13 protein-coding genes are annotated in these 13,209 nt (G+C 51.7%); 7 read left to right on the top strand and 6 right to left on the bottom strand.

All coding sequences use genetic code 11. The annotated features are described in order from the left end of the window. Positions 1 to 2: 2 nt before the first annotated feature. Genes A0129_RS10780 through lexA form a run of 5 tightly spaced genes read right to left on the bottom strand, consistent with a single transcriptional unit; the run spans position 3 to position 5,930 of the window. Positions 3 to 3,176 carry an error-prone DNA polymerase gene (locus A0129_RS10780; RefSeq protein ID WP_291714874.1) on the bottom strand — a complete coding sequence of 1,058 codons (3,174 nt, stop codon included), beginning with the start codon at positions 3,174 to 3,176 and terminating at the stop codon, positions 3 to 5. Between the two features lie 12 nt (positions 3,177 to 3,188). Next, positions 3,189 to 4,550 carry a hypothetical protein gene (locus A0129_RS10775; RefSeq protein ID WP_291714871.1) on the bottom strand — a complete coding sequence of 454 codons (1,362 nt, stop codon included), beginning with the start codon at positions 4,548 to 4,550 and terminating at the stop codon, positions 3,189 to 3,191. After that, positions 4,486 to 4,938 (bottom strand): hypothetical protein, encoded by a 453-nt coding sequence (locus A0129_RS10770; protein WP_291714870.1) that lies wholly within the window; start codon positions 4,936 to 4,938, stop codon positions 4,486 to 4,488. The genes A0129_RS10775 and A0129_RS10770 overlap by 65 nt, the downstream gene beginning before the upstream one ends. Before the next feature lie 10 nt (positions 4,939 to 4,948). Then, positions 4,949 to 5,224 carry a hypothetical protein gene (locus A0129_RS10765; RefSeq protein WP_291714868.1) on the bottom strand — a complete coding sequence of 92 codons (276 nt, stop codon included), beginning with the start codon at positions 5,222 to 5,224 and terminating at the stop codon, positions 4,949 to 4,951. A gap of 43 nt (positions 5,225 to 5,267) precedes the next feature. After that, on the bottom strand, positions 5,268 to 5,930 hold the full coding sequence (gene lexA / locus A0129_RS10760) for a transcriptional repressor LexA (protein ID WP_291714866.1): 663 nt from the start codon (positions 5,928 to 5,930) through the stop codon (positions 5,268 to 5,270). A gap of 300 nt (positions 5,931 to 6,230) precedes the next feature. Between lexA and yaaA the strand changes: the two genes are divergently transcribed. The 5 genes from yaaA to rlmD are packed head-to-tail and all read left to right on the top strand — an operon-like array spanning position 6,231 to position 10,725. Then, positions 6,231 to 7,001, top strand: a complete 771-nt coding sequence (gene yaaA, locus A0129_RS10755; RefSeq protein WP_291714864.1) for a peroxide stress protein YaaA — start codon at positions 6,231 to 6,233, stop codon at positions 6,999 to 7,001. 2 nt (positions 7,002 to 7,003) lie between these two features. Beyond that, on the top strand, positions 7,004 to 7,765 hold the full coding sequence (surE, locus tag A0129_RS10750) for a 5'/3'-nucleotidase SurE (RefSeq protein WP_291714862.1): 762 nt from the start codon (positions 7,004 to 7,006) through the stop codon (positions 7,763 to 7,765). A 9-nt stretch (positions 7,766 to 7,774) separates the two neighbouring features. After that, positions 7,775 to 8,515 carry a protein-L-isoaspartate(D-aspartate) O-methyltransferase gene (locus A0129_RS10745; protein WP_291714861.1) on the top strand — a complete coding sequence of 247 codons (741 nt, stop codon included), beginning with the start codon at positions 7,775 to 7,777 and terminating at the stop codon, positions 8,513 to 8,515. After that, positions 8,512 to 9,333: a peptidoglycan DD-metalloendopeptidase family protein gene (locus A0129_RS10740; RefSeq protein WP_291714858.1), complete on the top strand. Its 822-nt coding sequence runs from the start codon at positions 8,512 to 8,514 to the stop codon at positions 9,331 to 9,333. Before A0129_RS10745 ends, A0129_RS10740 begins: the two co-directional genes overlap by 4 nt. An 18-nt stretch (positions 9,334 to 9,351) precedes the next feature. Next, the gene (gene rlmD / locus A0129_RS10735; RefSeq protein WP_291714856.1) at positions 9,352 to 10,725 is read left to right on the top strand and encodes a 23S rRNA (uracil(1939)-C(5))-methyltransferase RlmD; all 1,374 of its coding nucleotides are present in this window, start codon (positions 9,352 to 9,354) and stop codon (positions 10,723 to 10,725) included. A gap of 230 nt (positions 10,726 to 10,955) precedes the next feature. On the opposite strand, the gene A0129_RS10730 is transcribed toward rlmD, so the two are convergent. Continuing rightward, positions 10,956 to 11,660: a Bax inhibitor-1/YccA family protein gene (locus A0129_RS10730; RefSeq protein WP_291714854.1), complete on the bottom strand. Its 705-nt coding sequence runs from the start codon at positions 11,658 to 11,660 to the stop codon at positions 10,956 to 10,958. 172 nt (positions 11,661 to 11,832) lie between these two features. Here A0129_RS10730 and ndk point away from each other — a divergent pair, with 172 nt between their 5' ends. Together ndk and rlmN are read left to right on the top strand one after the other, a co-directional pair. Next, positions 11,833 to 12,258 (top strand): nucleoside-diphosphate kinase, encoded by a 426-nt coding sequence (gene ndk / locus A0129_RS10725; protein ID WP_105028939.1) that lies wholly within the window; start codon positions 11,833 to 11,835, stop codon positions 12,256 to 12,258. Positions 12,259 to 12,324: 66 nt separating this feature from the next. Continuing rightward, a partial coding sequence (gene rlmN, locus A0129_RS10720) for a 23S rRNA (adenine(2503)-C(2))-methyltransferase RlmN (RefSeq protein ID WP_291714852.1) occupies positions 12,325 to 13,209 on the top strand: 885 nt, incomplete at its 3' end.

Genomic DNA, 13,209 nt, shown 5'->3' with positions numbered 1-13,209 from the left:
GTCTACTTGAAATCCCGTGATGGTGTTTGTAGTTGCAACAGCAGATGGGTGTAATCCACCAGCCTGCGCGCCACCAGGTTGCACACTTCACCTTCACGTTGCCAAATGCCAAACACGCCCATAATTTGCGCGTTGCGCAGCACTTGTCGCTGCTCTTCGGCCAGTCTGTTCCAGACAATCACATTGACATTGCCTGTTTCATCTTCAAGATTCAAAAATACGGTGCCATGCGCGGTGGCTGGGCGTTGTCGATGCGTCACAATGCCACAGGCTCGCGCCAATCTGCCATTTGGGTAAGTCTGCAATTCTTTGACTTGCCTTATCTTATAGGGTGTCAATTGCTCGCGTAGAAATGAAATAGGGTGGTGAACTAGGCTTGCTCCTGTGGCGCGGTAATCGGCCAGCATGTCTTCCAGTTCAGTGGCCTTGGGCAACTCAAGTGGCGTTTCCCTGGTGCGTGTATTGGCCAGTAAATCAGTGTGTCTTGCAGTGTTACGAATACCGCCTGTTTCAGTTGCAGCTGTTTGCCACACGGCTTGGCGACGATGCCCTGCCAGTTGTGCCAGTGCGTTTGCATCGGCCAGCGCAAGCAGATCGCTGCGATCAAGCTGGGCACGTTTGGTTAAATCTTCCACGCTTTCAAACAGCCCTTGCTCCCGGGTTTGAACAATGCGCAAAGCAGAATTGTGTTTCAGCCCGTTCACCCGGTTTAGGCCCAAACGAACCGGGTGCAACGTGCGGTTGCCTCGCGCTGGCTCGTGTTGCAACAAGTCCTGGTTGTTTTCCAGCCTGGTTTCAAAGGCACTGCACTGCACATCCACGGGCTTTACTGTCACGCCATGTCGCTGTGCATCTTGAATCAGCTGCGAAGGCGCATAGAAACCCATGGGCTGCGCATTGAGCAAACCGCACAAAAATGCATCGGGGTGGTGACATTTCAACCACGCCGATGCATACACCAGCATCGCGAAACTGGCGGCATGGCTCTCCGGAAAACCGTATTCACCAAAGCCTTCCATTTGTTTGAAAATGCTTTCAGCAAATTCGCGCGTATAACCGCGCTTTAGCATGCCACTTACCACGCGTTCGTAAAAATGGTGCAAGCCTCCTTTGCGTTTCCAGGCAGCCATTCCGCGGCGCAATGCATCTGCTTCACCTGGTGTAAAACCGGCTGCCAGAATCGCGATTTGCATCACTTGTTCTTGAAAAATTGGAACGCCTTTGGTGCGACCCAGCGCCTCTTTCAAAGCCTCCGATGGGTAGTTCACTGCTTCCAAGCCCTGTCTGCGTTTCAAGAACGGGTGTACCATACCGCCTTGAATGGGGCCTGGCCTGACGATCGCCACCTGAATCACCAGGTCGTAGTAGTCTCGGGGTTGTAGGCGGGGAAGCATACCCATCTGCGCACGACTTTCTATCTGAAACACACCTACAGTATCGGCCTTGCACATCATGTCGTAAGTGGCGCTGTCTTCCGGTGGTATGTCTTGCAGGGTACGGGGAGCATTGGATTTCCTGTTCAACTCGTCCAGTGTCATTCGAATCGCGCTCAGCATGCCAAGTGCAAGAACGTCTACCTTCATCAAGCCCATGGCGTCCAGGTCGTCCTTGTCCCACTGAATGACACTGCGGTCGGGCATTGAGGCGTTTTCTACCGGTACCAATTCAGTCAGGCTGTCGCGTGCAATCACAAAGCCACCTGTGTGTTGTGACAAGTGCCGTGGAAAACCCAACAGTTCATCGGCCAAGTGAACACAACGCTGCACAGTGCTTTGACGAACATCAATGCCCGCCTGCACCATGTGGTCCACGCTCATGCTTCGGCTGTAGCCACCATCTTGCGACTTGGCCAATCTTTCAACCAAACCGGTGTCCAAACCCAGGGCCTTGCCCACATCACGCAGCGCCGAGCGGGGCCTGTACACCACGACACTGGCTGCCAACGCAGCTCGGTCTCGACCATATTTTTTGTAAATGTATTGAATCACTTCTTCGCGGCGCGTGTGTTCAAAGTCCACATCAATGTCCGGTGGTTCGTTACGCTCGCGGCTAATAAACCGCTCGAACAGCACAGCCATTTTGTCGGGGTTGACTTCGGTAATGTGCAGGCAATAACACACCACGGAATTGGCGGCAGACCCGCGGCCCTGACACAAAATATTGCGGGAACGCGCAAAGCGGACAATGTCGTAAACCGTTAAAAAGTAGGCTTCAAATTTCAGTTCTTCAATCAGCAGCAGTTCATGTTCAATCTGTTTTCGAACTTTGGCAGGCACTTGATCGCTGTAGCGTTGGGCCGCGCCTTTTTCTACGAGTTGGCGCAGGTACTGCGTAGGTTCAATGCCTTCAGGGCTGATCTCACGCGGGTACTGGTAACGCAATTCATCCAGCGAAAACACACACTGTGCTGCCAGCGTTGTTGTTTGCATCAGTAAACTGTGCGGGTAAGTTTGAGCAAGTACCTGCAGGGGTTGAAGGCAACGTTGTGCATTCGTCTCAAGAAATGGTTTGGCCTCGTTCAAATTGCAGTTCAGCCGAATGGCGGTTAGCACGTCATGCAGGTTTTTCCGTTCACTTGAATGCATCACGGGTAAGTTGCTGGCCAGTAGTTCAATTTGGTGCAGGTGGGCTAGTGCTTGCAAGTACAGTAGCCATGCCTTGTCAAACCCACAGCCCTGTAAATTACATACCAGATGCATGCGGCCGGTGAAGCGTTTGGCACACCAGCTTAATAGGGCAGGAAAATTTTCTTTATTGCGCTCGTCGGGAATCAGCAGCAATTGCAGTCCGGGTGGAATATCAGCCAGGTCGTCACGAGTAAACAGGTAGTCGCCTTTGGCTGCACGGTTACGGGCTTGTGTAATCAGTCTGCACAAGTGGGTGTAACCAGTTTTGTTTTTCACAATCAGGGCGATACGCTGGCCAGCGAACAGGCTGCTGTGTGCAAATACAAACTGGGCGCCTACCAACAATTGAATGCCACATTCTTTGGCAGCCTGGTGTGCACGAACAATACCCGCCAGCGAGCATTCATCTGCGATGCCAATGGCGCGATAACCCAACAGTTTGGCTTGCTGTACCAGCTCTTCTGCATGCGATGCTCCCTTCAAAAAACTGAAGTTGCTCAACGCCAGGGCTTCAGCAAAAGGTGGCAAGGTCTGCAAGGGCGAATCCATGCTCAGATTGCCTTATGCAAAGTAACCATGCAAAAACCAGCGTGGCTTGTCTTCCAGAAGGTCTTGATACAGCCACACCAAGCTGGAATTGCTGTCGCGTGCGCAGTAGTAATCACGTTTGCAGGGTTTTGCGTCCCACCAGCCAAACTCAACTCGTTCAGGACCGCTGAGCAATTGCCATGGACCACCCGTTTGCCACTGTGGGGATTTGCCTTGCAATGGTTTGGGCGTTGGTAACAGCCACAACGGGCGCGGCGTGCTGACTGGCAATGCTGCGCGATTCAATTCAGGTGTGGATTGGTTTGCCACTTTTTTGAAGGCGGTGTTTGCAGGTTTTTGCGTTGGGGTATGCTGTAACACTATGCTGCACTCCGGTCTGGGGTCACTTTCCGTGGCGGCAAATAACACGGTTTGCTCACCAAGCCGTGCGCGAAGAACATCGCAGGTGTTGTTCCAGTTACGCGTGCCTTCTGCCGGATCAGGTAGAAAACTGTGATTCAGATTGGGCAGCAATTCACTGTATGTGCATTGCACTCGAAGGTGACGTACGTCGTCGTTGAATTGCATTCTCCCCAGTTGATGGTGTAGCAGACGCTTCCATGTTTCAACACAGTCAGTGGCTTGCGCACTTCTCAGGCGCAAAACTTCCTCTCCATGTGCTTGAATAAAAGTCCAGTGCAACTCGCGCGTACCGTGTTTTTGCCGCTTTAACCAGTTGCAGACTGCTTCAAGCAGTGCTTGTGCATGGTGTTCAATCAGGTCCAGCCTGTCGCTGTGGAAAGGCAATTCTTTTTCTTTCTCAAATGTATTGGCGGCTTGGTGTGCAACGGTAGTGGGGGCCAGCTTGTTTTGTATGCCAAAACCTGAATCAAGTTCAGCCAAGGCTTGTGCGCCAAACCGTTTTAAAAATCCGTCGCGGGGCAAGCGCCATAAATCGCCAAGGCGCGCAAAACCGCATTGTCGCCAGGTGTTTTGCAGGTTTGTATTGCAATCCAGCGCAGAGACAGGCAAAGCCAGCAGACTGTTTTCATTAAAATTCAGCATGGCCAGAAAATCATCCAGGCTGCGGGCCGGGGCGCACTTACCAAGCCACCAGGCACCAGTGGCAGTGTGGTGGTTGGCCAGTTGCAATTCGCCCGAAAATCCCTCGGTACTTTCCCACAATTGCGAAAGCAAATCCTGTGCGCCACCAAACAACCTGAAGCTGCTTTGCACTTCAACCAGCCAACCCACATATTCATCGTGTTGATCTTGTCGCCAGCACACAAGCGGGCTGTAATGTGATGCCAATTCAAAGAGGGAACCAGCATCAAATTGCGATTTGACTTCGCATGGGTTGCGGGGGTGTTTGTAACTCAGGGCGATCCAGCGCACGAACAAGCTCCTGTGAGTGCGGGGTGTCGGGTAAAGCACCTTGCGGTCTAGGTAAATCGATCAGTATTGCTTGCTCAAGTACAGGTCCTCTGCGTTTGATCAAGTGCACTCGCAGGCTATTGCTACTTTGGGCTGTCAGGCACAAGCGCAGTGATGCCGGCGAGGGTTGCATTTGTGCCCGAATGGGACGAAATACAAAACTTAAACCCTGTGAACGAGTGGCCTGGTACTGCAAGCGGCGTAACACGGTTGGGTTGCACAGTGTTTTTTCTTCAGGCAGCCACATGAAAAGTGCACCGAAGGAATCACTTTGCAGCACTTGTTCGATCGCCCAAAGCCGATCCTGGGGTTTGTCGGTTTGAACCAAATGCACTTGGTTCAAAGCCACTCCAAACTGCTCAAACACTGGCGTGAGTGGAAGCAATGGTGCGCCAATCAGCACCAGATTTTTTTTTCTCCAGCGACAGTTTGCGCAGCACCGGCATTAGAAAGCGAAGCTCGCCAATTCCATGGTGTTTCAACAGCAGTTCAATCAAGTTGCGTGTGGGCCAGCCACCCCCGGGCAGTTGTTGATCAAGGGCTGAAAAACCGCTGGGTATGCGTGCGCTGCTGTCGCTGGCTAGCTGGTGGGCACGCCACACCCCCGGGTGAATGTTGGAAAGATCAGACGACACAACACAACTCCCCGATATTGCTTTTTAATGCAATTACTGGTTTTTAATGCAACTGACCTTGGCGAATCAAACCAACAGCCAAACCTTCAATTGCGAAGGTTTCAGTTCGCAGGTCGACTTCAATGGGGGAGAAATCGCTGTTCTCGGCTTGTAATTCAACTACATGACCTTTCTGGAAAAAACGTTTCACAGTGACATCGTCGTTCACGCGTGCAACCACCACCTGGCCCGCTCTGGCGGTGCTGGCTTTTTTTACGGCCAGCAAATCGCCATCCATAATGCCGATGTCTTTCATCGACATGCCGCGTACTTTCAGCAAGTAATCGGGCTTGTCTGGAAACAGTGAGGGATCAACGGGAATTTGTTTTTCCACATGTTCTTGGGCAAGAATCGGGCTGCCTGCAGCGACACGACCAATGAGTGGCAGTTGCATGAATTGCTCCATTGCACGTTCGGCGGCCTTGCTGGCAGTTTCTTCCAAACCTTCAGCGTATTCACCCAACAAGCGAATGCCGCGTGACGTGCTGGCATCTAGCGCAATGACATTTTTTTTGGCCAAGGCCTGCAAGTGATCTTCTGCTGCATTGGCTGAGCGAAATCCCAGTTGCCGTGCAATTTCGGCGCGAGTGGGTGGCCTGCCAAATTGGGTAATTTGGTCCCGGATTAAATCAAGTATTTCTTGTTGACGAGCAGTTAAACCTTTCATGGCACCAATCTCGAATGGACATGCTGTGATTATATACAGTAAATCAAAACTTGCAAATACATTTACCTGAATCCAATTCGCACTTATGACAGGTAATACGTTCATCTTCGGGAGAGACAGTCTGGGAGACACGGCCAGAAGCGGAGCGACAAAGTCGCATCCGCGGCCAACCTCGCTGATCAAGGGGCTGTCATGCCTTGCCTTGGGTATTTTTTCCCGACTTCACACCACCCTGTACCCGAATCACCTGCCAGATCCTGCGATAATAAACGCGTAGTAACAACCAGGTGATTCATGTCCATGCTTGTAGTTCTTTCTCCCGCAAAGTCGCTCGATTACGAAACACCCTTGTCCGTTTCAACCAGTACGCAACCGCAGTTTGTTGAGCAGGCCGCGGAGTTGGTGAATATTCTTCGCCAGATGAGCCCGGCGGACATTTCCGAACTCATGTCGGTTTCTGACAAATTGGGTGTACTTAACGCAACGCGCTACAGCGAGTGGTCAACCAAGTTCACCAAAAAGAATTCACGCCCTGCATTGCTGGCATTCAATGGTGATGTCTACGACGGTTTCGACGCCAAAACCCTGGACGAAGACGGTTTGGCTTTTGCGCAGAAGCATGTTCGCATTCTGTCGGGCCTCTATGGCATTTTGCGTCCACTTGATTTGATGCAACCCTATCGTCTTGAAATGGGCACCAAGCTGCCCAACCCTGCGGGCAAGGATTTGTATGCCTATTGGAAGCAAACCGTGGCGCCAGCCCTGAACAAAGAACTTGGCAATAAAGACCCGGTATTGGTGAACCTGGCGTCTGACGAGTATTTCAAATCGGTGGATACCAAAGCCTTGAACGCACGTGTGGTTCAACCGGTGTTTCAGGATTACAAAAACGGTCAGTACAAAATCATCAGTTTCTTCGCCAAGAAAGCACGCGGTTTAATGGCCCGCTACATTGTTGATCAACGCATCACCGATGTAGAGCAACTGAAAAAGTTCAAGGTGGCAGGTTATGCATTTGCACCCAAGGAATCGACCGAGAACACTTGGGTTTTTCGTCGCAAGGAAGCTTGATCTTGACCATTCCACACATTCTGATCAGCAACGACGATGGTTACAGTGCCCCTGGCATTCTGGCTTTGCATGGTGCTTTGCTTGAGCGTTTCGGCAATACGGTTCACCTGGAAGTGATGGCGCCTGAGCAAGACCGATCCGGGGTTTCAAACGCGCTCACCCTGGACCGCCCGCTGACCGTACGAAAAGCTGCCAATGGATTTCGCTATGTGAATGGAACCCCCACCGATTGCGTGCACGTTGCGGTGACTGGATTACTGGAAAGGCGACCGGATCTCGTGGTGTCTGGCATCAACAACGGCGCCAATATGGGTGACGACACCATCTACTCTGGCACTGTGGCCGCTGCGATGGAAGGATTCCAGTGCGGATTGCCTGCCATTGCCTTTTCGTTGGCTGGCAAAGGTTATGCACACCTCGATAGTGCGGCTCGCGTAGCGGCAGAAATTGTGGAGCGTTTCCTGAATAACAAGTTGGGTTTGGAACACTGTTTGTTGAATGTGAATATTCCCCCGATTCCTTACGATGAGATGCAGGGTTATGAATGCACCCGTTTGGGCAAGCGCCACCATGCCGAACCAGTGATTCCAACCCAAAATCCCAAAGACGAAACCGTGTACTGGATTGGTCCTCCCGGTGGAGCGAAAGATGCTGGCCCTGGTACTGATTTTTATGCGGTCAAGCAGGGTAAAATTTCGATTAGTCCCTTAAAGGCTGATTTAACGCACACCGAGCAAATGAAGACCCTGGCCGACTGGCTGTAAAACAACAACATGGATCAAAAGCCTCGCTTCAAGCCAGCTCCTGCGCTGATCACACAGTCTGCGCGTAAACTGGACCGCATTCCGGAACGCATCGGTGGTTCAAGCCTGACCTCCGATCGTGCACGTGGGCATTTGGTTCAGAAACTTAAAACCCTGGGCATTGCGAATCAGCGTGTTCTTGACGTGATCGGTGCCGTGCCGAGGCATTTGTTTGTGGACGAAGCCTTTGCATCGCGAGCCTACGAAGATGCGGCATTGCCGATTGGGCATCAGCAAACCATTTCAAGGCCTTTCACTGTGGCTCGTTTTGCGGAGTATGCATTGGATGGCCGTGCTGAGCTGGACAATGTGCTGGAAGTGGGGGCTGGTTGTGGTTATCAGGCTGCAGTGTTTGCCAACATTGCAAAGCGGGTGGTCAGTATAGAACGCATTGAAGCACTTTATGACAAGGCCCAACGAAACTTAAAACTTGCAGGCTTTCAGAAAGTCAAAGTAATTCATGGTGATGGTTTGGTGGGTTTGCCCGCACAAGCGCCATTTGATGTCATCATTGTGGCCGCTGCGGGTTTGGAAATACCCCAAGCCTTGTTGAAGCAATTAAAAATTGGCGGGCGCCTGATTGTGCCCGTGGCTGACCAGAATCAGCAGAATCTGGTTATTGTTGATCGCTTGACGGTCGACAAATGGCACCGAGAGAAAAAAGACTTGGTAAAATTCGTACCCCTGTTACAAGGAACTCGCATCGTATGAAACGTGGCGTATTAACTAGAACCCGATTGCTGGGTCACACACGTGCATTGGCAGTTGGATTTGCAACACTGACCTTCCTGGCCGCGTGTACAACAACGGGTAACCAGGCTCCTGTGGTTGATCGTTTGCCCTCCCGTACTACTGACACCGCGGTGGCCACCGATGGTATTTACACTGTGAAGGCCGGTGATACGTTGTACAGCATCGCCCTGGATTTTGGTTTGGATTGGCGTGAGCTGGCGCGGTCCAACAATTTGAGCGATCCCAGTAAACTCAGCATTGGTCAAAAGCTGCGCGTGGCGGGCGCACCTGCCGCTGTTGCCGGCGGTGCATCGGGATCGACCATGGAGGATACCGGTGTTGAAGTAACTCCGATTACTCCCGCTGGTGGCGCAAAGCCAGTGGAGGCGACTCCTGCACCTGAGATCAAGCCGCCAGCACCCGTTGCTGTTACTTTGGGTTTTATTTGGCCGCATCCAGGTGAAATTATTCAAGGCTACAAAGCGGGCGTCAACAAGGGCATTGACCTTGCTGCCAAGGTAGGTGACCCCGTCGTGGCCTCTCAGGCGGGGCGTGTTGTGTATTCAGGCAACGCGCTGCGCGGTTACGGTAATTTGATCATTCTGAAACATGACAATAATTTGTTGACCGCCTATGCGCACAATAAAACCTTGTTGGTAAAAGAGGGTGAGCCCGTGACCAAGGGTCAGAAAATTGCGGAAGCAGGGCAGTCTGATACGGATCGCCCCAAGCTGCATTTTGAAGTGCGCAAGCAGGGTAAACCTGTTGACCCGATGGATTACCTCCCGGCCCGTTAATTATTATTGAATGTAGCCATGGGCCGCAAAAAGAAAAAAGAACGAACACCTGTGGTGTTTCCACAGGTGCAAGTTGCCATTGAATCAATCGACCTGGATGCCAATGGCATTGGCCATGTGGATGGCAAAGTGCACTTCATCGATGGTGCAATCACTGGTGAAACCGTAGTTGCCGAAATTACGCGAGTAAAGCCAAGCTATTCGAAAGGCAGAACTCTGCAGGTGCTCAACACGGTATCGACTCGTACCACGCCCAAGTGTCCGCATTATGGCGTGTGTGGCGGGTGCGCCATGCAACACATTGAGCCCAACGCCCAGGTGGCCATTAAAAACCGTGCACTTGAAGACCTTTTGCAGCGAATTGGTCGCCAAACTCCCGAGCAGATGATGCCCCCCATCTATGGCTCATTTTGGGGTTATCGACACCGCGCCCGCCTAAGCACCCGCTTTGTGATCAAGAAGGAGCGATTCTTTGTAGGATTTCACGAGAAAGCGTCTTCTTATGTGGCAGACATGCAGGAGTGTCACGTGCTGCCCAAGCATGTGTCCGACATGATTGTGCCTCTGGGTAATATGCTGGTTACGTTGAGCATTTTCATGCGTGTTCCTCAAATTGAACTGGCTGTGGGCGACGGAGTAACTGCGATGGTGCTACGCCACCTGGAGCCCCTGAGTGAATCAGACCTGGATACGATTCGATCCTTTGGCCAAGAGTGGGGTGTTGACTGGTGGCTGCAACCCGGTGGCCCCGCCACTGCTCATCGTCTTGAGGCTGACAAGCCAGTAGACCTCACTTATCGCATCCCCAGTTTCGGTATCCGCATGCGATTCCGGCCCACTGATTTCACGCAGGTGAATCACATGATCAACGACGCCATGATTAGCCGTGCGGTGTCATTGCTCGATTTAAAGCCCGAAGACCGCGTGCTTGACTTGTTTTGCGGTTTGGGCAACTTCTCCTTGCCTTTGGCCACGAAAAGCAGCTATGTGAAGGGTTTTGAAGGTTCGCAAGACCTGGTGGACCGGGCTGGTGAAAATGCCGAATTCAACGGCCTGGCCGACAAAACCGAATTTCATGTACGCAATCTGTTCGAGGTGGAAACACCGGAATGGGAAAGTTGGGGGCAATACGACAAGGTTTTGGTCGATCCTCCGCGTGACGGAGCCTTGGAAATTTGTAAGGCCATTGTTGGTGCGCGTGCCGAGTTTCAGCCCAAGCGGATTGTTTATGTCAGTTGTAATCCGGGGACCCTGGCCCGAGATACGGCAGTGCTTTGCAATGTGGGCTCTTACAAGTTGATGAAGGCGGGGGTAGTCAATATGTTCCCGCACACGTCGCATGTTGAGTCGATTGCCGTGTTTGAAAGAGTGGCGTATAGCGACTATTCCTGACCATGGCGTACATAATTCAACTGCGCAAATAACAAACGGGGCCGTTGCGGCCCCGTTTTCGTTGGTGCGTTTGCCTCACCAACTCGGCGGTCAGTATAGATACCGACCCACTGAGACTTTATATTGCGCTTCTGGAATTTACTTTGCAACAACTTTCGATGTTGCAAAGTGTCAAAAAACTTCTTTGAAATCAGTTACTTTCAGGTAACTTAATCCCATTAGGCGCTTGTTTACTCGCGACTGCCACCAGCAAACACCATGAGCAGTTGCAGCAAGTTCACGAACAGATTGTACAAACTCAGGTAAATGCTCAAGGCGGCGGAAATGTAGTTAGTTTCACCGCCGCGCATGACACGTTGCAGGTCGTACAAAATGAACAGCGAGAACAAGCCCACGCAAATGGTGGAAATGGTCAGTGACAGGGCTGGCATTTGCAGGAAAATGTTGGCTACGGAAGCCACAATTACCATGACCAAACCGATCAGCAGGCCCTTGCCCATGTTGGTGAAATCACGCTTGGTCACCGCAGCGTAGCTGGCCAGCCCAAAGAAAATACCGGCTGTGCCCAGCGCTGCCATCATGATGATGGAGCCACCATTGGACAGGCTAAGTGCGACCGACAAAATGCCGGAAAGCATCAAGCCCATAAAGAAGGTAAAGCCCAACATGAGCACAACACCGAACGAATTATTTCGGTTGCGTTGAATGCCCCAGATGAAGCCGAACATGGCGGCAAGCATCACGACGAAGGAAAGAATGGGGCTACCGGCGAACAAACGGAAGAAGCCGAATTGAATGCCCGCAAACGCGCCCAAGGCTGTCGGGATCATCGACAGGGCCAACAAGAAGTATGTGTTTCGCAGAACCCGGTTGGTTTCTACGGTAGATACACCACCAGCTGTGCGGCCAAATTGTGCAGTTCTGAATTCAGACATGTTTACTCGCTCCTTTGTAAAACGCGAATTTGTATGGATTTAGAGTAATGGTAATGGCGAAAAGTTTCAATTCAAGACGTGGGTCAGTCCCGTGATTGGGTTTTTTATATAAACAAGCTATAATCGCGGGCTAATTTTCACGCTTTTCTAATCTTTTCGGAGTGGTTACACCATGGCAATCGAGCGCACCCTGTCCATCATCAAGCCTGATGCTGTTGCAAAAAATGTAATTGGTCAAATTTACAGCCGCTTTGAAGCCGCTGGCCTGAAAGTAGTGGCCGCACGCATGGCTCACCTGTCACGCGCTGAAGCTGAAGGCTTTTACGCAGTGCACAAGGCACGTCCTTTCTTCAACGACCTGGTTGAGTTCATGATTTCTGGCCCAGTGATGATTCAAGCCCTGGAAGGCGAGAACGCAATCGCCAAGAACCGTGAATTGATGGGTGCTACAAACCCCAAGGAAGCCGCGGCCGGTACCATTCGCGCCGACTTTGCCGAAAGTATTGACGCCAACGCGGTTCATGGCTCGGATGCCCCTGAAACAGCTGCGAACGAAATCGCTTATTTCTTCCCAGCGTCACAAGTATTTTCACGCTAATCTAGTTCGATTGCGTTGAATTCCGGGGGCGCACATGCGTCCCCGTTTGTTTTGAAAGGACACACCATGAGTGCACAACTCGACAACTTGCTGGACTACTCGGTGCCCGAGCTGATTCAGTGGTGTGGCAATTTGGGTGAAAAACCATTCAGGGCCAAACAACTGGCCAAATGGATACATCAGTCAGGCATGGACAATTTTGATTCCATGACCGACCTCGCGAAGTCATTTCGCCAGAATTTGAGTAATCGTGCCTGTATCAAGGCTCCCAACATTATTTCCGACAATGTTTCCAAAGATGGCACGCGCAAGTGGCTCTTTGATGTTGGCAACGGCGATGCTGTTGAAACGGTGTTCATCCCCGAAGAGCGCCGCGGAACCCTGTGCGTCAGCTCGCAGGCTGGCTGCGCGGTCAATTGTCGTTTTTGCTCTACCGGCAAACAAGGTTTTTCCCGCAACCTGAGTACCGCTGAAATTGTGGCCCAGTTGTGGAAGGCCAATGTGTTGCTGCGCGAAGCGGGCGACCGTGTTTACGCTCAAGAGCGCCCGGTTACAAATGTGGTCATGATGGGCATGGGCGAGCCGCTGCTGAACTACGATGCCTTGGTCCCGGCTTTACAATTAATGCTGGATGACACAGCTTACGGTCTTTCCCGCCGCAGGGTCACTGTGTCAACTTCAGGGGTTGTGCCCTTCATGGACAGGCTTTCGCAAGACTGCCCGGTGGCCTTGGCTGTTTCATTGCATGCCCCCAATGACGCATTGCGCGATCATCTCGTGCCGCTGAACAAAAAGTACCCGTTGCGTGAGTTGCTTGATGCCTGTCTGCGTTACCTGAAATTTGCGCCGCGTGATTTCATTACTTTTGAGTATGTGATGCTTGATGGGGTAAATGACAAGCCAGAGCATGCCCAACAATTGCTTGAAATCGCCAAAATTGTGCCTTGTAAA

This window comes from Limnobacter sp. CACIAM 66H1 (assembly GCF_001601825.1).
Lineage (GTDB): Bacteria > Pseudomonadota > Gammaproteobacteria > Burkholderiales > Burkholderiaceae_B > Limnobacter.
This window is presented reverse-complemented; position numbering and strand designations above follow the sequence as displayed.

Excerpts from the sequence above, each read along its gene's own strand:
- A0129_RS10780 (WP_291714874.1), bottom strand. The coding sequence starts at position 3,176 with ATGGATTCGCCCTTGCAGACCTTGCCACCTTTTGCTGAAGCCCTGGCG.
- lexA (WP_291714866.1), bottom strand. The coding sequence starts at position 5,930 with ATGAAAGGTTTAACTGCTCGTCAACAAGAAATACTTGATTTAATCCGG.
- yaaA (WP_291714864.1), top strand. The coding sequence starts at position 6,231 with ATGCTTGTAGTTCTTTCTCCCGCAAAGTCGCTCGATTACGAAACACCC.
- A0129_RS10745 (WP_291714861.1), top strand. The coding sequence starts at position 7,775 with ATGGATCAAAAGCCTCGCTTCAAGCCAGCTCCTGCGCTGATCACACAG.
- A0129_RS10740 (WP_291714858.1), top strand. The coding sequence starts at position 8,512 with ATGAAACGTGGCGTATTAACTAGAACCCGATTGCTGGGTCACACACGT.
- rlmD (WP_291714856.1), top strand. The coding sequence starts at position 9,352 with ATGGGCCGCAAAAAGAAAAAAGAACGAACACCTGTGGTGTTTCCACAG.
- A0129_RS10730 (WP_291714854.1), bottom strand. The coding sequence starts at position 11,660 with ATGTCTGAATTCAGAACTGCACAATTTGGCCGCACAGCTGGTGGTGTA.
- ndk (WP_105028939.1), top strand. The coding sequence starts at position 11,833 with ATGGCAATCGAGCGCACCCTGTCCATCATCAAGCCTGATGCTGTTGCA.